Raw genomic sequence first — 19,742 nt, forward strand, 5'->3', positions numbered from 1 at the left:
ACGTACGCGGATGACGGACGTGAACGGCGAACGTGGATGACGGACGCGGAAGACGTACGCACGGGCGTACGGGTGTGACAGGACATCGGGGGGTGGGGACGGATGAACGAGTTCTACCGCGCCGCCCTCGGTTTCCCCGCCGCGCTCTTCGGCGCCGCCCTGATCGTCGTCGTCGGCTTCTGGCTGCTGGTCGTCGCCGGGGCCGCCGAGCACGACTCCTTCTCCGGGCATATGAACACCCCGGCCGGCGGCGGGTTCGGGGGAGTCCCGGTCGCCGTGCCCGTGTCGGTGCTGATCGCCACGGCCTGGTTCGTGAGCCTCGCCGGATCGGTGCTGGTGCGCCGCTCCGTGGAGCCCGGGGCCGCCCGTACGCTCTGGTCGGGCGCCGTGCTCGCCGGGGCCGCGCTGATCGCCTGGGGTGTCACCCGGCTCCTCGTACGCCGATTGCGCGACCTCGTGCCTGAACAGGCGCCGCCGTCCCGGCTGGACTTCATCGGGCTGACCTGCACGATCCGTACCGGCTCCGTCTCCGCCGACTTCGGTCAGGCCGAGGTCGCGGCGGCCGACGGCTCGACCGCGCTCGTCCAGGTCAGGCGGGCCGGGGCCGACGAGGCCGCGCATCTCGCCGCCGGGTCCACGGGGTTGCTGTACGCGTTCGACGCCGAGGGCGAGTTCTTCTGGGTCGGCCCGTACGACCCGGCGCTCGACCCGCGTTCCGCCCGCTGACCCAGCGGCCCTCCCCGTCCGACCGGTATCACCGCCTTCGGGCCGGGAGCCGTGCCCTCACCGGCGCCCCGGACCGCCGTCACCGCCACCACGCTCGCACTCTTTTCGAGGATTCCTCATGGATGCCATCTCCTTGGGCCTCGGCGTGCTCGTCGCCGTCGCCCTGCTCGTCGCCATCGCCCTGTTCCTGGTGATCAGCCGGCTCTTCCGCAAGGTGGAGCAGGGCCGCGCGCTGATCATCTCCAAGACCAAGAAGGTCGACGTGACCTTCACCGGCGCCGTTGTCCTGCCGGTGCTGCACAAGGCCGAGTACATGGACATCTCGGTGAAGATCATCGAGATCCGCAGAACCGGCCGCGAGGGCCTGATCTGCCAGGACAACATCCGCGCCGACATCCACATCTCGTTCTTCGTACGGGTCAACAAGACCGTCGAGGACGTCATCAAGGTCGCCCAGGCGATCGGCACGGAACGGGCCAGCGACAAGATCGCCATCCAGGAGTTCTTCGCCGCGAAGTTCTCCGAGGCGCTGAAGACGGTCGGCAAGCAGCTCGACTTCGTCGACCTCTACACCAAGCGCGAGGAGTTCCGGGACCGGATCATCCGCGTCATCGGCACGGACCTCAACGGCTACCACCTCGACGACGCCGCCATCGACTTCCTTGAGCAGACCCCGATGACACAGCTCGACGGCGCCAACATCCTGGACGCCCAGGGCATCCGCAAGATCACCGAGCTGACGGCCGTCGAGCACGTCCGTACCAACGAGTTCCAGCGTACGGAGCAGAAGGAGATCACCCGGCAGAACGTCGACGCCCGGGAGACCATCCTGGAGCTGGAACGCCGCCAGGCCGAGGCCGAGATCAAGCAGCACCGCGAGGTGGAGACGCTCCGCGCCCGCGAGGAGGCCGCGACGGCCAAGGTGCAGGAGGAGGAACGGCTCGGCGCGCAGACCGCGTTCCTCCGCACGGAGGAGCAGCTCGGCGTGCAGCGCGAGAACCAGGCGCGGGAGATCGCCGTGGCGCAGAAGAACCGCGAGCGGGTCATCGCCGTCGAGAACGAGCGCATCGAGAAGGACCGTGTCCTGGAGGTCATCGGGCGCGAGCGCGAGACCGAGCTGAGCCGTATCTCCAAGGACAAGGAGGTCGAGGCGGAGCGCCGTGAGGTGGCCGATGTCATCCGCGAGCGGATCGCCGTGGACCGTACGGTCGCCGAGCAGGAGGAGTCGATCAAGAAGCTCCGGATCGTCGAGGAGGCCGAGCGCACCCGCCAGTCGGTGATCATCGCCGCCGAGGCGGAGGCCCAGGAGAAGCTGGTCAAGGACATCAAGGCCGCCGAGGCGGCCGAGGTCGCCGCCCGCCACCACGCGGCCGAGCAGCTCACGCTCGCCGAGGCGCGGCTGAAGGCCGCCGATCTCGACTCGCAGGCCAAGCTGCGGCTCGCGGAGGGCGTCCAGGCGGAGACGGCGGCGCCCGGTCTCGCGGCGGTCCAGGTCCGTGACAAGGAGGCGGACGTCATCGAGAAGGCGGGCCTCGCGGAGGCCGGCGCCACCGAGGCGCGGCTGCGCGCCGAGGCTGAGGGGGCCAGGCTGAAGGCCCTCGCGGCGGCCGAGGGCATGCGGGCGCAGGCCACGGCGGACGCCGCGATGATCGGCGAGAAGCTGAAGGCCGAGGCGGCGGGGCTCACGGAGAAGGCGGCGGCGATGGCCGCGCTGGACGACGCGTCCCGTACGCACGAGGAGTACCGGCTGCGGCTGGCCGCCGACAAGGAGATCCGGCTCGCGGGTCTGGACGTACAGCGGCAGGTCGCGGAGGCGCAGGCCACGATCCTCGCGACGGGTCTGGAGAGCGCCGACATCAACATCGTCGGCGGCGACTCCGTCTTCTTCGACCGGCTCGTCTCGTCGATCTCGCTCGGCAAGAGCGTGGACGGCTTCGTCCAGCACTCCGAGACGGCGCGGGCGCTCGGCAAGCCGTGGCTGGACGGTACGGCCAGCTTCCCCGAGGACCTGACGCGGATCCTCGGCTCGGTCTCGACGGCCGACGTGCAGAACCTGACGGTGTCGGCGCTGCTGATGAAGCTGATGAAGTCCGGCGGCAACGGCAACGGCAACGGCTACGGCGTGCAGGCCGGGCAGCTCCAGCAACTCCTTGAGCACGCCGAGAGGCTGGGCCTCTCCGACACCCCGCTCTCCGCGCTGCACGGGACACCGGACGGTGCCCTGAACGGCGCGGTCACGGCCTGAGAGCCCGGTCTCGGGGACGCGCGGGTCCGGAGCTGCCGCACGGGGGTCGGTGGATCCGGATCCGCGCGCCGTGACGCGTGCGTAGGTGCGTACGGAAGAAGCATGAAGCGCGGGGAGAGTGAGAAGTGAGTCCGATGGAAACCGGTACGGGCGCGGCGCACGCCGCTGAGTCCGGTGCGCACGCCGTGGACGCCGGTACGTACGAGGTGCTGCGCGACCGGCTCGGCGCCCAGGCCAGGGAGCTGGCCCGCCGGGCCGAGGAGCTGAACTCCCGCCGCGTCGCGGCGTTCGGCGCTACGGAGCTGGCCCTCACCGGCACCGAGCACCTGCGCACCGAGCGGCCCAGCGTGCCCCGCGACCTCGTCGCCGTCGGCGGCGCGCTGCTCCTCGGCCACCACGGGCGGCCGGGCGGCGGCCCCGGGGCGGCGGTCGAGGTCGGGGACGTCCTCGCGCTGTACGACCGCGAGCTGAACCCGCTGCCGCCGGACGCCGTGCCCGGACTGCTCGACGACCCGCGCTTCGTAAGGGAGTTCGCGGAGCTGTACCGCTACTTCCGCGACGCCCGGCTGCGCCGGCTCCGGTGCGTCGACGGCAGGCTGCTCGCCGTCTTCCAGACCGGCGAGAGCGCCGACGACATCCGCGTACTGCGCTGGGCGCTCTCCGGCGAAGGAGCGCACAGCGTGGTCGAGTTCCTCGACGCGCGCGGCGAGCGCGACCATGTCCCGCCGCCCGCCCACGACTTCACCTGGACGCCGACCACCCGCGAGGACCAGGTCCCCGGCGGCCACCCGTATGTCGCCGTTGACGGCGGGCGGTTGCGGGTCTCGACCGTGGGCGGCGCCCTCACCGTCAGGGACGGGGGCGTCGGTGGGGCCGACGAGGTGCTGTACACCGAACCGGTCACCGAACCGCTCCAGTCGCTGGCCGACGCCGAGATCGAGTACGCGAAGGCCGGCGCCCTGACCCTGCTGCGCGTCCGCCCGTACAAGGAGGAGACCCGGCGCCATCTCGTCGTCCACACCGCCACCAGGACGGCTCTGCGGCTCGACTCCCTCGGGCAGGCGTGCCGGCGGCTCCCCGAGGAGCAGGGGATCATCTTCCCCGGCGGCTACGTCCTCGCCACCGGCGCGCACAAGACCTTCGAACTCGACACGGAGGCAATGGAGTTCGAGCGCGAGCTGCGCTCCCCGAACGGCGAGGACGTGCTGTACGCGTTCCACGACCGCACCCGGGGCCGCGGCCTGCTGCTCCCGTACAACCTGATCCGCGAGGAGGCCGCCGCCCCGCTGCCCTGGCGGGGCCACGCGCTCTTCGAGGACGGGGCGCTCGTCGCCCTGCGGTCCGCCCCGGCGGCGGGGGACGCGGAGGAGCCCGTACGGGTCCATCCGGTCCAGCTCTGGCGCTCGCCGTTCGTCTCCGACACGTACGCCGCCGCGACGCCCGCCGGGGACGGGCCGCTGGCGCGCATCGGCAACGCCGATCTGGTGCGTGGCATCTCCGACTGCCTCTCGCTGGCCCGCTCCGTCACCGACCCCCTGTCCACCACCGCCGAGGGGTACGGGGCGCTGCGCGCCGCCTGCGTGCGCGCCGCCGACACGTACCACTGGCTGGGCGACCCGGACGTGGGCGATCTGCGCGAGCCGCTGGGCGGGGTACGGGACACGGCCGGGCAGGTGCTGGCCGAGTTCGAGACCGTGACGACGCTGACGCGGCAGGCGGCCGAGGCGTTCGCGGAGGCCGCCGCCGAGATCGCCGCGCTGGTGCGCCGGGCACGCGGCGAGGCGCCGCGCACGGCCGCCGGCTGGGTGGACCGCATCACCGAACTCCGGCATGCGCACGGCCACTTGCTGACGCTCAAGGAGCGGCGGTACGCGGACATCGAGGCCGTCGACGCGCTCGCCGCGGAGCTGACGGGGGACCTCACGTCGTTCGCGCAGCGCGCGGTGGGGTTCCTGCGGGGCGCGGACGCCTTCGCCTGGTACCACGAGGCCATCGGAGCGGCGCGGCTCACGGCCGAGGGCGGCACCCTCGCCACCGCCGCGGAGGCGGCGCCCGTCACCGCGCGCCTGGACGAACTGACCGCCGGGCTGCGGACCGTCACCGAGGTCGTGGCCGGTCTGGACATCGGCGACGCCACCGTCCGTACGTCCATCCTGGAGCGGATCGCCGAGGTGCTCGGCGGCGTCAACACCGCCCGCGCCACGCTCGACGCCCGCCGCAGGGAACTGCTCGACCACGAGGGCCGGGCCGAATTCGCGGCGGAGACTGCCCTGTTGGGGCAGGCGGTCACGGGCGCGATGGCCGTGGCCGACACCCCCGACGCCTGCGACGAGCAGGTGGCCGGGCTGCTGCTGCGGCTGGAGGACCTGGAAGCGCGGTTCGCGGAGTCCGACGACCACCTCGCGGAGCTGTCCGCCAGGCGCACCGAGGTCCACGACGCCTTCGCCGCCCGCAAGCAGAGCCTCCAGGACGCGCGGGCCCGGCGGGCGGAGCGGCTGGGCGGGTCGGCGGCCCGGGTGCTGGAGACCATCGCCCGCCGGGCGGCCACCCTCGGCTCGGCGGACGCGATCAGCACGTACTTCGCCTCCGACCCGATGGCCGCGAAGGTCCGCCGTACGGTGGCGGAGCTGCGCGAACTCGGCGACACCGTACGGGCGGAGGAGTTGGAGGGACGGCTCAAGGCCGCGCGGCAGGAGGCGGCGCGCGCCCTGCGCGACCGGGCCGACCTGTACGCGGACGGCGGCGCCCTGATCCGCCTGGGGCGGCACCGCTTCGCGGTGAACACGCAGCCGCTGGAGCTGACGCTCGTACCGGACGGGCGGCGGGGCGGCGCGGGCTCCCACGACGGGGACGGCTCCGATGGCGCGGGGCTGGCCTTCGCCCTCACCGGGACCGACTACCGCGCTCCCGTCACCGACCCGGAGTTCGCGGCCACCCGCGCCTATTGGGCGCAGACCCTGCCCTCGGAGTCGCCGGACGTCTACCGCGGCGAGTACCTGGCGGCGCGGCTGCTCGCGGAGCACGGCCCGGAGGGGCTGCCGGAAGCGGATCAACTGCTCCCCTTCGTACGGAAGTCGGCGGAGTCCGCGTACGACGAGGGGTACGAGCGGGGCGTCCACGACCACGACGCCACGCTCATCCTCGGCGCGCTGCTGCGGCTGGGCGCCGAGGCCGGGCTGCTGCGCTTCCCGCCCGAGGCGCGCGCCGCCGCCCAGCTCTTCTGGGCGCACGGCACGACGGAGGAGGCGCGGGAGGCCTGGACGCGGCGCGCGGTCTCGATGGCACGGGCCCGCGCGACGTTCGGCCTCGCGCCCGCGATCGCGGCGCTCCGGACCGAACTGGCCGGGGTCATGGCCCCGTACGGCGGCGGCCCGCTCAGCGCGGCGTACCTCTTCGAGGAGCTGACCAGCGGCCCGAAGGGCTTTGTGACCAGCGCGGGCGCCCGGACGCTGCTCGCCGCGTTCCGCCGCGCGGTGGGCACGTCCGCGTACGACGACGATCTCGACGGTCTGGGCGAGGAGGACCTTGACACACGGCGCCAGATTGTCGAGAACTGGCTGACGGCGTACGTGGAGTCGAGCGGTGTCGCCGCAGCTCAGGGAGGCGAACTCCAAGGCGAGTTCCAAGGCGAGTTCCAAGGCGAGCTCCAAGGCGAGCTCCAGGGCGAACTCCAGGGCGACCTCGCGGAGGCCGTGGCCGTGGAGCTCTGCCCCGGCCTGGTCCGCCACGACTCGGCCGCGCCGCTCAGCGAGACCGTCGAGGGTCTGCTCGGCAGCCACCCGAGGTTCGAGCGCCGGCGTCTGACCGTCCGGATCGACGAACTCCTCGCCCGTACGGCCGACTTCCGCGAGCGCGTGGCTCCCGGCTTCCGGGCGTACCAGCGCCGACGTGGCGCGCTGGTCGCCGCCGAGCGGGCCCGGCTGCGGCTGGACGACCACCGGCCGCGCGTCATGTCGTCCTTCGTGCGCAACCGGCTCATCGACGAGGTCTATCTGCCGCTCATCGGGGACAACCTCGCCCGGCAGATCGGCACGGCGGGCGAGGGCAAGCGCACCGACTCCCACGGTCTGCTGCTGCTCGTCTCCCCGCCGGGCTACGGCAAGACGACGCTGATGGAGTACGTCGCGGACCGGCTCGGCCTGGTCCTGGTGAAGATCAACGGCCCGGCGCTGGGCCACGCCGTCACCTCGCTCGACCCGGAGCAGGCGCCGAACGCGACCGCGCGCCAGGAGGTCGAGAAGATCAACTTCGCGCTGGAGAGCGGCAACAACACCCTCCTCCACCTGGACGACATCCAGCACACCTCGCCCGAACTCCTCCAGCAGTTCATCCCGTTGTGCGACGCGCAGCGCCGGATGGAGGGGGTGCGGAACGGGGAGACGCGGACGTACGACCTGCGCGGGAAGCGCTTCGCGGTGTGCATGGCGGGCAATCCGTACACCGAGTCCGGCCACCGTTTCCGGATCCCGGACATGCTCGCCAACCGGGCGGACGTCTGGAATCTGGGCGAGGTGCTGACGGGCAAGGAGGACGTCTTCGCGCTGAGCTTCGTGGAGAACGCCCTCACCGCGCACCCGGTGCTGGCCCCGCTCGCCGCCCGCGACAGCGCCGACCTGGACCTTTTCGTACGGCTGGCGGCCGGGGACCCGACGGCGCGGGCCGACCGGCTCGTCCACCCGTACGCACCGGCCGAGTCGGACCGTGTCCTCGCCGTCCTGCGCCATGTGCTGACGGCGCGGGAGACGGTCCTCGCGGTCAACGCGGCGTACATCGCCTCGGCGGCGCAGTCGGAGGCGTCCCGTACGGAGCCGCCGTTCCTGCTCCAGGGCTCGTACCGGAACATGAACAAGATCGTGGCCCGGCTGGACGCGGTGATGAACGACGCGGAGGTGGCGGCCGTCGTCGCCGACCACTACGCGGGCGAGGCCCAGACCCTGACGACGGGCGCGGAGGCGAACCTCCTCAAACTCGCCGAACTCCGGGGGACGTTGAACCCGGAGCAGGCGGACCGGTGGGCGGCGGTCAAGGCGGCGTACGTACGGTCGGCGGCGCTCGGCTCCCCGGCGGACGACCCCCTGTCGCGAGCGGTCGCGGCGCTCGGGGTGCTCGCCGATCGGGTGGGCGCGGTGGAGTCCGCGATCACGCGGGAACGATCACACGGGGCGACGCCCTGTTGACGGAGCGTGCGAGAAGGTTGACGCTTGGCATCACGGTGTCATGTCGGATGAGCCGATGAGCGTACGGGGGAGTGCGGGGGCCGCGGGGGCACCGGGCCGGGGGAAGAGGGGGGATCGGGGGGCGGGGCGGGGCGGAGGCGACATCTCCGCCCCGCCCCGACATGTTGGGCCCCCGGACTTCCCACAGAACCCCTGTTGAGAGCCCTGCCAGGGCGTCTGCCAGGGGCCGGAAGCGGCCAAAGCACCGACGGACGCGGTCTGTTGCGACCATGTAAAGGCCCATGTGATCGCTGGCGTATGCCGTGCGTCGGGCCCCGAGGGGTCGACCTTCTTTCGGACAACCATTCGATGCGTTGCTGACAAGCGCGCCCGCCGCTGAAACGATTTAGGAAGCGCGCTTTACGCGCGGCACCTACCTGTACACAGCAATTTCTGACGGCATTTCCGGCATTCGGCACCCGCCGTACACCGCATGTGCCGCACTCCGCACGGGCCGCCGTCGCGCCCGTACGCGCACCGGCCGGGCAGCGTCGCCCGGGCCGCACCCCGCGCAAGAGCCATCGCACCTCTCCTCGCCGGACGGCACATCCAGCCGCCCGATCCCGTTCCAGCCGGCCGTCCCCGGACGCCCGGACAGAAGGAGCACCAGGAGTGACGAACACCTCCCGAACCACCTCTCGTACTGCTTCCCGAATCAACTCCCTTACCACGTTCCGTAGGACCCGTACGGCGGCCACCGCCGCCCTCGCCCTGGCGGCCCTGGTCGTCACCGCGCTCCCCGCGTCGGCTTCGCCCGCAGCGCCCGCCGCGCCACAAGAGCGCTCCAGCGCGTCCGGCGCGATAGCCGCGGAGCCCAGACCCGGGGCCAGAAACGTGGCCCTCACCCCCGCGCAGCGCGCGAAGCTCCTCAAGGCCGCCGCGACCGCCGGCGCCGGCACCGCCCGCTCCCTCAAGCTGGGCGCCGAGGAGAAGCTGATCCCGAAGGACGTCGCCAAGGACGCCGACGGCACCGTCCACACCCGCTACGAGCGCACCTACGCCGGACTCCCGGTCCTGGGCGGCGACCTGGTCGTCCACGAGAAGCCCGGTAAGCAAGCGGCCCCCACCGTCACCCACGCGATGGACGCGCCCCTCTCCGTACCGACGACCCGGGCCGCCGTCCCCGCCGCCGAGGCGCGGAAGTCGTCCCTGAAGGCCGCCGCCGACGCGGGCACCGGGAAGGCGACCCCCGACGGCGCGCCGCGCCAGGTGATCTGGGCGAAGGACGGCGCCTCCACGCTGGCGTGGGAGTCCGTCGTGAAGGGCGTACGGGAGGACGGTGGCCCCACCGAACTCCATGTCGTCACCGACGCGAAGAGCGGCAAGAAGCTCCAGGAGTTCGACCGGATCCAGGCGGGCGTCGGACACGGCCAGTTCAGCGGCGAGGTCGAGATCGGCAGCGTACGCAACGGTGACGTCTACGAGTTGACCGATGCCCGGCGCGGCAACCACAAGACGTACGACCTGAACGGCGCCACCTCCGGCGACGGCACCCTCGTCACCAGCCCCGAGGACGTGTGGGGCGACACGACCGTGACCAACCGGCAGACGGCGGCCGTGGACGCCGCCTACGGCGCGCAGGTCACCTACGACTTCTACCACGACCAGTTCGGCCGCGACGGCATCGCCGGCGACGGCGTCGGCGCCTCCTCCCGCGTCCACTTCGGCAACCAAGTGGTCAACGCCTACTGGGACGACAACTGCTTCTGCATGCTGTACGGCGACGGCGCGGGCAACGCCAACCCGCTGACCGCGCTCGACGTCGCCGCCCACGAGATGACGCACGGGGTCACCTCCGCCACCGCGGACCTGTACTACAACAACGGTGAGTCCGGCGGGCTGAACGAGGGCAGCAGCGACATCATGGCCGCCGCCGTGGAGTTCTTCGCCGACAACCCCCACGACGCACCCGACTACGAGGTCGGCGAACGCATCGACATCAACGGCGACGGCACCCCGCTGCGTTACATGGACCAGCCCTCCAAGGACGGCATCTCCCAGGACTACTGGAGCCCCCGCACCGAGGGACTCGACCCGCACTTCTCCTCCGGTGTGGCGAACCACTTCTTCTACCTCCTCGCGGAGGGCAGCGGAAAGAAGACGGTCAAGGGGCACGACTACGACAGCCCCACCTACGACGACCTGCCCGTCCCCGGCCTGGGCCTGCACAACGCCTTCACCGTCTGGTACCGGGCGCTGACCCTCTACATGACGAGCACGACGGACTTCGCGGGCGCCCGCGCCGCCACCCTCCAGGCCGCCGAGGACCTGTACGGCCGCTCCAGCGAGGCGTACGAGGCGGTCGGCAACACCTGGGCGGCCGTCAACGTCGGCAACCGGTTCGTCAACCACATCGCCCTGACCCCGCCGACCGCCCAGAAGGCGGCGGTGGGCCAGCCGGCCACGCTCACCATCGACGCGGCGACGAGCCGCCCGGGCGGACTCACGTACAGCGCCACCGGGCTGCCCGCCGGCCTGACGATCGACTCCGGTACGGGCGTGGTCTCCGGCAGCCCGACCGAGGCGGGCGACTTCACGCCCGAGATCACCGTCAGCACGACGGACGGCGGCGGCGCGACGGCGACCTTCCCCTGGACGGTGATCGCCTCCGGGGGCGACTTCTTCGTCAACCCGGCCCGGGTCGACATCCCGGACGGCGGCGGCCCGGCCGCCGAGTCCCCGCTCGTCGTCACGGGCCGCGAGGGCAACGCCCCCGCCGACCTCAAGGTGACGGTCGACATCATCCACACCTGGCGCGGCGACCTGGAGATCGACCTGGTCGGCTCGGACGGCTCCGTCCACCGCCTGAAGAACAGCGCGAGCTCCGACTCGGCGGACAACGTCCACGCGACGTACACGGTGGACGCGTCGGCGATCGCGGCGAACGGTACGTGGAAGCTGCGGGTGCGGGACGTGTACCAGGCGGACGCGGGCTACATCGACAGGTGGGCCCTGAGCTTCACCAGCTGACGTAACACCAGGACGTCCGCGTCATCACGAGGTCCCCGCCCGCCCGCAGCAACGGACGGGCGGGGACCAGGCCCCGAAGGGTCAGCACATCTTGTAGTCGACCTTGGTCGAGTTGTACGAGCAGGTGTCCGCCTTGGTGCCGTTCGCCTTCTTCAGCGTCGCGGTGTCCTTGTCGTTGTTCCACACGTAGGCCGCGCGGTTCTGGTACCGGTTGGCGGCCGTGTCCTTCCCCTTACCGGTGCGTACGGTCACCGTCTTGCCCTTGCCGAGGCTGTACGTACCGAAGACGTACTTGTGGTTCGACGCGTCGACGAGGGTCCAGCCCTTCAGGGAGACCGCCTTCGACGTCGTGTTCCTGATCTGCACGTACTCGGCGTTCAGGGACGCGCTGGAACGGTTGTCCGTGCCCGGCGAGTCGTAATAGATCTTGTACAGGTGCACGGAACCGGCCGCGGCTCGTACTGGTGCCTGTGCCTGTACCTGTGCCTGCGCCTGTGTCGGCAGCAGGACGACCCCGGCGGCGACCGCCAGGGCGGCGGCGGTGAGCGTGCGGGTGCAGCGCATGAGCAATCCCCATTGATCTCAGGCCGGGCACCCCCCAATGGCAGCCCGGCAGACGCACAGACTATGTCCGCCCTGGCGTTATGGTGTGTTTTTCAGGAAATCAGAGACACGCCGTGCGTAGGGCCCCACAGAGGAGCTGACGCACCGCAATGACACGTAAGCCACGCACAGCAACAGCAACAGCAGCGGCACTCACACTGACCGTTCTGACCACTCTGACCGCACTGACCGCCACCACACTCCCCGCGACCGCGACCGCGACCGCGACCGCGTCCACGTCCACGAAGTCCCCCGCCCCGCCCCGCATATCGGCGACCCCCAACCCCGGGGCGAGACCGGTGCCGTTGACTCCCGAACAGCGCGCGGACCTCCTCAAGTCGGCGACGAAGACCAGCCCGGACACCGCCCGCTCCCTCAAGCTGGGCGCCGAGGAGAAGCTGATCCCGAAGGACGTCGCCAAGGACGCCGACGGCACGGTCCACACCCGCTACGAGCGCACGTACGCCGGACTCCCGGTCCTGGGCGGCGACCTGGTCGTCCACGAGAAGCCCGGTAAGCAAGCGGCCCCCACCGTCACCCACGCGATGGACGCGCCCCTCTCCGTACCGACGACCACGGCGAAGCTGACCCCCGAGGAGCCCCCCGGCGGCACACGGCGCAAGGTGATCTGGGCGGGGTACGGTGGCGCGCCCACGCTCGCCTGGGAGTCCGTCGAGAAGGGCGTAGGGAAGGACGGCACCCCCAGCGAACTCCACGTCATCACGGACGCGGCGGACGGACGGAAGCTCCAGGAGTTCGACCGTATCCACCCCGGCGCGGGCGAGGGCCAGTACAACGGCCGGGTCGAGATCGGCTCCGTACGCAACGGGGACCTGTACGAACTGACCGACGCGGGGCGCGGCAGCCACCGTACGTACGACATCTCGGCCGGCGGATCCGGCGTGCTGCTCACCGACGCCGACGACATCTGGGGCGACGGCACCCCCGCCCACCGCCAGACGGCGGCCGTGGACGCGGCGTACGGGGCGCAGCAGACCTGGGACTTCTTCCAGGAGCGGTTCGGCAGGGCCGGCATCAGGGGCGACGGCGTCGGCGCGCGCTCCCGCGTCCACTACGGGAACGGGTACGCCAACGCCTTCTGGAACGACTCCTGCTTCTGCATGACGTACGGCGACGGCATCGGCAACGCCCGGCCGGTCACCTCGCTCGACATCGCCGCCCACGAGATGACCCACGGCCTGACCTACGCCACCGCGAACCTGACGTACTCCGGCGAGTCCGGCGGTCTGAACGAGGCGACGAGCGACATCATGGGCGCCGCCGTGGAGTTCTTCACGGACAACCCGAACGACGTCCCCGACTACCTGATGGGCGAACTGGCCGACCTGCGCGGTACGGGCAAGCCCCTGCGCCACATGGATCAGCCCTCCAAGGACGCCTCGGACAGGGGCACTTCACAGGACCACTGGACACCGGGCACCCGCAAGCTCGACCCGCACCACAGCTCCGGCATCGGCAACCACTTCTTCTACCTGCTCGCCGAGGGCAGCGGGCAGAAGACCATCAACGGCATCGCGTACGACAGCCCCACCTACGACAACACCCCGGTCGCCCCGCTGGGCCTGCCGCTCGCGACCAGCGTCTGGTACCGGGCGCTGACCCTCTACATGACCAGCTCCACCGACTACGCGGGCGCCCGCACCGCCACGCTCCGGGCCGCGGAAGACCTCTTCGGCCGCGACAGCGCGGGATACGAGGCGGTCGGCAACGCCTGGGCCGCCGTCAACGTCGGCCCCCGCTACGTCAACCACATCGCCGCGGCGGCCCCGTCCACCCGCGACGTGGCGACCGGCCAGCCCACCACCCGCCGCATCGAGGCCACCACCTCCCGCCCGGGCGCCCTGACCTACACGGCCACGGGCCTCCCGCCGGGCCTCACGATCGACCCCACCACGGGCCTGATCTCCGGCACCCCCACCACCGCGGGCGCCTACACCCCGACGATCACGATCACCACCACGGCCCAGGACACCCTGACCCTCCCCTTCCCCTGGACGGTCCTCGCCTCGGGCGGCGACCACTTCGTCAACCCGGCCCGTTACTCCATCCCCAACTGGGCCACCATCGAGGCCCCGCTCACCGTCACGGGCCACGAGGGCAACGCCCCCACCGACCTGAAGATCACGGTCGACCTCGTCCACGACTTCATCGGCGGCCAGATCCTCCACCTGGTGAGCGAGGACGGCACGGCGATCCTGGTCAAGGACTTCATCTGGGACACGGGCACGGAACTCCACACCACGTACACGGTCGACGCCTCGTCCCTCCCGGCGAACGGCACCTGGAAACTCCGCGTCACGGACAACACGCCGGGCATCTTCACGGTCGACCCGGGGTACTTGGACCGCTGGAGCATGACGTTCTGACCTTCTGACGTCCTGACGCGGACGAGCAGGCGCCAGACGCGGTCACCTGTCAAGACGGACGAACCTCAGGCCGCCGAGTCAAAGGAGGACTGCCGCACGGTCACGCGCCGGGCAGCCGAAGCGGGGCTGCGTCGGCCGCGCGAGGGCGCGCCGCGCTTACGCCGCTCGGCCGCCGGCGCGGTGATCGTCACGGGGATACCGGAGGGGGTCCGGGCGCCGGTGATCCGGCTGAGTGCCTCCTCGCCGGAGCGGACCTGGGTGGTCCGGGGCACGATGCCGGCAGCCGACATGAGGCGGGTCATGTCGCGGCGCTGGCTGGGGGTGACCAGGGTGACGACGCTGCCGGACTCGCCTGCCCGCGCGGTACGGCCGCCGCGGTGGAGGTAGTCCTTGTGGTCGGTCGGCGGGTCGACGTTGACGACGAGATCGAGGTTGTCGACGTGGATGCCGCGCGCCGCGACGTTCGTCGCGACGAGCACGGTGACGTGCCCGGTCCTGAACTGGGCCAGGGTCCGGGTGCGCTGAGGCTGCGACTTCCCGCCATGCAGGGCTGCGGCCCGGACACCGCTGTTCAGCAGGTCCTGCGTCAGCCGGTCGACGGCGTGCTTGGTGTCCAGGAACATGATCACCCGGCCCTTGCGCGCTGCGATCTCCGTCGTCGTCCGGTGCTTGTCGGCGCCGTGGACGTGCAGAACGTGGTGCTCCATCGTGGTGACCGCACCTGCGGACGGGTCGACGGAGTGGACGACCGGGTCGGTGAGGTAGCGGCGGACCAGGAGGTCGACGTTGCGGTCGAGGGTGGCGGAGAACAGCATCCGCTGGCCCTCGGGGCGGACCTGGTCCAGCAGGGCGGTGACCTGGGGCATGAAGCCCATGTCGGCCATCTGATCGGCCTCGTCCAGGACGGTGATCGCGACCTGGTCCAGCCGGCAGTCACCACGGTCGATGAGGTCCTTGAGGCGGCCCGGCGTCGCGACGACGACCTCGGCGCCACCGCGCAGCGCACTGGCCTGCCTGCCGATCGGCATTCCGCCGACGACAGTGGTCAGGCGCAGCTTCACCGAGCGGGCGTAGGGGGTGAGTGCGTCGGTCACCTGCTGCGCCAGCTCACGCGTCGGCACGAGGATCAGAGCCAGCGGCTGGCGGGGCTCGGCGCGCTGTCCGGCGGTGCGGGCCAGCAGGGCCAGGCCGAAGGCGAGGGTCTTTCCGGAGCCGGTACGCCCGCGCCCGAGGACGTCGCGGCCCGCGAGGGTGTTGGGCAGGGTCGCGCCCTGGATCGGGAACGGGACGCTCACACCTTGCGCGGTGAGCGCGCTCAGCAGCTGCTCGGGCATGTCGAGGTCGGCGAACGCCTCGACGGCGGGCAGCGCGGGAGTGATCGTCTTCGGCAGGGCGAATTCGCCCTGTACCGCTGCCGGCCGCCGACCGTAGCCGTCCGAGCGGCGTGCGCCCCCGGAACGGCTCGGGGCGGGCGAGCTGAAGCGGCTGCCCCGGCCCGAACCGGCACCCGAGCCGAAAGCGGGGCCGCCGGTACGGCTGCGGGTGCGCGAGGAGCGGTCGTTCGTACGTGTGGGGTTCATTCAGAACCTTCCTTGATACGGCACGTATCAAGGAATTCTCGCAGCGAAAGAGCAGCGCGGAGAATCACAAGAACGGGCCGAATGGAATGCGACAGTGAATCCGGCCTGCAGTGAATTCGGGGTGCGGTGCAGGCATGGAATAGGTGACGTCATGCGGATGAGAGATCCAGGACGCCGGCGGGTGTGGCTTTGAAGAGGCCCGCATCCCTGGAGGAGGCGTGCGGGCGGTGGGTGTCCCACAGGTGAAACGTCTGCGGGAAACGCCCGTGGCTGGGGCCCGCACCCCGAGGGATGCGGGCCCCAGCCACGAAGTGCGCCGCAGCGTCAGCCGGGAATGATGTTCTCGGCCGTCGGGCCCTTCTGGCCCGCCGCGATGTCGAAGGTGACCTTCTGGCCTTCGGTCAGCTCGCGGAAGCCTTGGGCGGCGATGTTCGAGAAGTGGGCGAACACGTCATCGCCCCCACCGTCCTGCTCGATGAAGCCGAAACCCTTGGCTGCGTTGAACCACTTCACGGTGCCGGATGCCATGTCATATCTCCTTTGGGGCAGTACGCCGGGACCCGCAATGCGCGGATACCGGGTCGCCGTGATGATGCCCCGCCCGGAAAATTACCGGAAATACAAGAACGCTTCCAGCGGCAGAGAAAAACCGAAGACGCGGAGGAATTTTGGGAACCAAGACTGCAACTGAGGGTGACAGTAGCATGCGGTAGCGGTCTGGGTGCGTTAAATAATTCCACTCCGTTCGTTGCGGTAAAAACACTCCTCGCATGAACCCTTAAACCCTTACTCGGCGGCCATAGATATCGATCCACTTGTAGTGCGGCATTTCAGGAGGAGTGCTCGCTTTTCACGGCTCGGGGTGATCGCCCAGGTTCTCGGGTGCGCGGCGACGTGGAACGCCCACGCCCACGCCGAAGACGTGGGCGAAGAGGGAACTTCCGAACCGGGAAGGCTGACGCGGACGCTCCTCGTCCGCGCGCCCTGTCACCAGAAGAACGAGCCATGCGCCACACCCCCCGACATGGGTGTGCGCGACCCGCCGGTACCCGGCGGACGCGCACCACGTCAGACCGTGGGCGGTGGATTCACCGATTCGGCGGGGCGGTGGTGTTCGGCGTTGATGCGCTGGGCTTCTTCGAGCTGGTCTTCGAGGATGATGATGCGGCATGCGGCCTCGATGGGGGTGCCCTGGTCGACGAGTTCCCGGGCGCGGGCCGCGATGCGCAGCTGGTAGCGGGAGTAGCGGCGGTGGCCGCCCTCGGAGCGGAGCGGGGTGATCAGGCGGGCTTCACCGATGGCGCGGAGGAAGCCCTGGGTGGTGCCGAGCATGTCGGCGGCCCGGCCCATGGTGTAGGCGGGGTAGTCGTCGTCGTCGAGACGGTCGTACGAGTCGTCTGCTGTCATTTGCACCTCTCTGCGGAACGCGTCGAGGGGCCCTGGTGCCATATGGCACCAGGGCCCCGAAGGAACTGCTACACCATCAGCCGGCCCTGTTCCTGCGCCGGCCTTCTGTTTCCGCGGACCCGACCGGGATGCTGTCGGGTGTGCGGGGATCGCGGTTGCTTGACCGGAGACCACCTCGCTATCGATGTCCTGCGGTACCCGGGCTCAGGCTTCCGCCCGGGCGATCCTGATGGCGCCTGGCTCCTCCGTTCTTCCCTCTGGGGTCACTGCTGGTGATACGAACTGCTCAGTGGCCTGCCTCAGCGCCACTCTTCGGCAGCCAGCCCCGTCGCCCGTCCTGCGTCTGCTCTGGCTTGGAACCCCACTGCCGAACTTCCCGGTGCGCGCGTCCGCAGCCGACGCCTTCACCAAGGTGTTGCACACTGACTTCACTGCTGGGTACTGCGAACTGCACCTTCGGGTACTGCCACTGCGGTACTGCTCATGGCGGCCCCTCATCACCGCGGGCCACCCGGTCCGGTCGTCAGTCCCGTCGCCGTCCTGCAACAAACCTGGCTTCGGTACTCCACCACCGCACCGTCCTGCGCACTGCGACTACTACTGCCCGGCAGTTCATCTCTGCCAGGCCCTGCTCGATCTCGGCTACGAGAGAAACCATAACCACACCACCACCCAATGTCTACCCTGGCCGACATAGATTTCCCTGCTCCAGGTGGAGAGATAGTTGGCCTCGACCGCTGAAGGGGCATACGGCGGCCCCCACCTCGGCCAGGGAAGCCCGCTCTGACCAGCACGCTCGGCCCAGTCTCGTCACAGAACGCCACAGGCCGGGGCGGAAGCGCCGAGCAGACAGGACGGGCATGGACGATTCAGGGACCAGGGTGACCTGATGGGCACCATGAGGGGCAACGTCGCAACTGTTCGCTCCGCAACCGCCGTGCCGACGCACGCGCGGGCACCCGAGATCTACTCGAGGGTCTTGTACGGACGGCGATCGCAGCCGAGGCTGCCGGCGGCGTGGTCCTGGTAGTCCCGGAGCGCATCACCAATGCCCTGCGCCACGGCGGCGGCACCTGCGCCCCGGATCCGACCGCGTATCCGGACGGCATCGAGGCCGCCGTACGTGACCGCAGCGATGAACTGGTCCCGCCGTGACCGAGCCGGGCTCGGAGTAAGGCTGGTGCCCGTTCTCGTGCGGCCTCTTCGAGAAGTCCTGCCGTGTGCGGCGAGTGGGGGCGGGAGGGTGCTGACCTGGTGCTTCCCGGTGAAACGTGCGTTGACCTGGGAAAACTGATCTCGCCAGTTCTCACGGTTCAACGCCGTTTCCCAGGCTCATGTGCCCTGGATGTGCCCTCCGGCCCCCGGGGTGGGGCGGGCCGCGACGGCGGAGGGGGTACGTGAGCGACCCGGTCTGCCGTCTGTCGTGACCCTCCAGGGATGATGGCGACCGACGACGGAGGCCCAGGACCCCGGTCAGGCGTACGTGTTGCGACCCCTCCAGGGGTGATGACGATTCGAGACCGCCCGGCACTACGGCGGAATCCTCTTGTTGCGACCCTTCCAGGGGTGATGACGACCACCCTCACCCTGACCGCTGCCTATCACCCCGACCAGTTGCGACCCCACCAGGGATGATGACGACTGGAGATCCGCCGCACCCGCACCCCCGAACCGGCGGACTTGTTGCGACCCCTCCAGGGGTGATGACGACCGGCTCGCTGGCGGCCGGTACGGCGGACCGGCTGTCGTTGCGACCCCTCCAGGGGTGATGACGACCATGCCCGTGAGGTCTCCGCCCCCGGCCGGGCGGCCGTTGCGACCCCTCCAGGGGTGATGACGACCGTGGGTGCGGGTCGGCTTGTAGACGCCGCTGTCGCGTTGCGACCCCTCCAGGGGTGATGACGACAGGCCTGGTGGCTGGTGATCGCGCCGCTGATGCTGTTGCGACCCCTCCAGGGGTGATGACGACCGACCAAACCCTCCTTGCCGCCGCACAGAACGCGGTGTTGCGACCCCTCCAGGGGTGATGACGACAACGGAAACCAGCGCCTCGCCGCCGACCTCGGCTTCGAGTTGCGACCCCTCCAGGGGTGATGACGACCCGCGCGCTGGGCGCGGCGGCCCGCGACGCGCAGAAGTTGCGACCCCTCCAGGGGTGATGACGACACTCGCTGACCCGTCAGCAGCATCTGTCATCTCCACGTTGCGACCCCTCCAGGGGTGATGACGACGTCCACGGAGATCACCGGCAGTGCCAGCACCTTCAGTTGCGACCCCTCCAGGGGTGATGACGACCTGGCCTGGGACCAGTGCCGGGGCTGGCTGCTCATGTTGCGACCCCTCCAGGGGTGATGACGACCCGAAGGTAAAGCCGCTGGTCACCAGTGTCTTCGTTCGGCGTCGCGCGGCTCATTTTGCAGCGATCCGCCGGTAGTGCATCAGCGCAGGTCAGAGCGTCGCGAAACATTGGCACGGAGCTTGCCACAGGGAGGCTGTCAGTGGTGCCCGCTAGCTTACGGCTCTGAGCGACTGAGTTGCATAGGGCGACCACTGAGTCCTGATGGAGATCCCCTATAGCACACTTAGTAGTGCTTCAGGGGCGTTTATG

General features: G+C 70.5%; 10 protein-coding genes and 1 CRISPR repeat array. Of the genes, 6 read left to right on the forward strand and 4 right to left on the reverse strand.

Going from position 1 to position 19,742, the window contains the following annotated elements; translation table 11 throughout:
• Nucleotides 1–102: 102 nt before the first annotated feature.
• The 4 genes from ACIBJC_RS09480 (at nt 103) to ACIBJC_RS09495 (ending at nt 11,157) form a co-directional block, all read left to right on the forward strand.
• Nucleotides 103–726, forward strand: coding sequence for a hypothetical protein (locus tag ACIBJC_RS09480; protein ID WP_399289998.1), 624 nt, complete (start codon nt 103–105; stop codon nt 724–726).
• Between the two features lie 118 nt (nt 727–844).
• A complete protein-coding gene (locus tag ACIBJC_RS09485; protein WP_399290000.1) occupies nt 845–2,971 on the forward strand; it encodes a flotillin family protein in 2,127 nt (708 codons plus the stop codon).
• A gap of 134 nt (nt 2,972–3,105) precedes the next feature.
• On the forward strand, nt 3,106–8,148 hold the full coding sequence (locus tag ACIBJC_RS09490; protein ID WP_399291129.1) for a DNA repair ATPase: 5,043 nt from the start codon (nt 3,106–3,108) through the stop codon (nt 8,146–8,148).
• Nucleotides 8,149–8,799: 651 nt separating this feature from the next.
• Nucleotides 8,800–11,157 (forward strand): M4 family metallopeptidase, encoded by a 2,358-nt coding sequence (locus tag ACIBJC_RS09495; protein WP_399290002.1) that lies wholly within the window; start codon nt 8,800–8,802, stop codon nt 11,155–11,157.
• Between the two features lie 81 nt (nt 11,158–11,238).
• Here the strand turns inward: ACIBJC_RS09495 and ACIBJC_RS09500 are convergent, their stop codons facing one another.
• On the reverse strand, nt 11,239–11,721 hold the full coding sequence (locus ACIBJC_RS09500; protein WP_399290004.1) for a lamin tail domain-containing protein: 483 nt from the start codon (nt 11,719–11,721) through the stop codon (nt 11,239–11,241).
• A 149-nt stretch (nt 11,722–11,870) separates the two neighbouring features.
• On the opposite strand from ACIBJC_RS09500, the gene ACIBJC_RS09505 reads away from it, so the two are divergent.
• The gene (locus tag ACIBJC_RS09505; RefSeq protein WP_399290006.1) at nt 11,871–14,147 is read left to right on the forward strand and encodes a M4 family metallopeptidase; all 2,277 of its coding nucleotides are present in this window, start codon (nt 11,871–11,873) and stop codon (nt 14,145–14,147) included.
• A gap of 65 nt (nt 14,148–14,212) precedes the next feature.
• Here ACIBJC_RS09505 and ACIBJC_RS09510 read toward each other — a convergent pair whose 3' ends face one another.
• From ACIBJC_RS09510 to ACIBJC_RS09520, 3 genes are all read right to left on the reverse strand, one after another.
• Complete coding sequence (locus tag ACIBJC_RS09510) at nt 14,213–15,727, reverse strand: DEAD/DEAH box helicase (protein ID WP_399290008.1); 1,515 nt, start codon at nt 15,725–15,727, stop codon at nt 14,213–14,215.
• Between the two features lie 324 nt (nt 15,728–16,051).
• The gene (locus tag ACIBJC_RS09515) at nt 16,052–16,255 is read right to left on the reverse strand and encodes a cold-shock protein (protein ID WP_399290010.1); all 204 of its coding nucleotides are present in this window, start codon (nt 16,253–16,255) and stop codon (nt 16,052–16,054) included.
• 540 nt (nt 16,256–16,795) lie between these two features.
• Nucleotides 16,796–17,134: a MerR family transcriptional regulator gene (locus ACIBJC_RS09520; RefSeq protein ID WP_399290012.1), complete on the reverse strand. Its 339-nt coding sequence runs from the start codon at nt 17,132–17,134 to the stop codon at nt 16,796–16,798.
• Nucleotides 17,135–18,151: 1,017 nt separating this feature from the next.
• Between ACIBJC_RS09520 and ACIBJC_RS09525 the strand changes: the two genes are divergently transcribed.
• Complete coding sequence (locus ACIBJC_RS09525; RefSeq protein ID WP_399290014.1) at nt 18,152–18,289, forward strand: hypothetical protein; 138 nt, start codon at nt 18,152–18,154, stop codon at nt 18,287–18,289.
• Between the two features lie 264 nt (nt 18,290–18,553).
• A CRISPR array of direct repeats spans nt 18,554–19,493; the repeat unit is 29 nt; unit sequence GTTGCGACCCCTCCAGGGGTGATGACGAC.
• Nucleotides 19,494–19,742 lie beyond the last annotated feature (249 nt).

Origin of the sequence: Streptomyces sp. NPDC050509 (assembly GCF_044457965.1) — a bacterium.
GTDB lineage: Bacteria > Actinomycetota > Actinomycetes > Streptomycetales > Streptomycetaceae > Streptomyces.

Coding starts and splice junctions, on each gene's coding strand:
- ACIBJC_RS09505 (WP_399290006.1), top strand. CDS start 11,871: ATGACACGTAAGCCACGCACAGCAACAGCAACAGCAGCGGCACTCACA.
- ACIBJC_RS09500 (WP_399290004.1), bottom strand. CDS start 11,721: ATGCGCTGCACCCGCACGCTCACCGCCGCCGCCCTGGCGGTCGCCGCC.
- ACIBJC_RS09490 (WP_399291129.1), top strand. CDS start 3,106: ATGGAAACCGGTACGGGCGCGGCGCACGCCGCTGAGTCCGGTGCGCAC.
- ACIBJC_RS09510 (WP_399290008.1), bottom strand. CDS start 15,727: ATGAACCCCACACGTACGAACGACCGCTCCTCGCGCACCCGCAGCCGT.
- ACIBJC_RS09515 (WP_399290010.1), bottom strand. CDS start 16,255: ATGGCATCCGGCACCGTGAAGTGGTTCAACGCAGCCAAGGGTTTCGGC.
- ACIBJC_RS09480 (WP_399289998.1), top strand. CDS start 103: ATGAACGAGTTCTACCGCGCCGCCCTCGGTTTCCCCGCCGCGCTCTTC.
- ACIBJC_RS09520 (WP_399290012.1), bottom strand. CDS start 17,134: ATGACAGCAGACGACTCGTACGACCGTCTCGACGACGACGACTACCCC.
- ACIBJC_RS09485 (WP_399290000.1), top strand. CDS start 845: ATGGATGCCATCTCCTTGGGCCTCGGCGTGCTCGTCGCCGTCGCCCTG.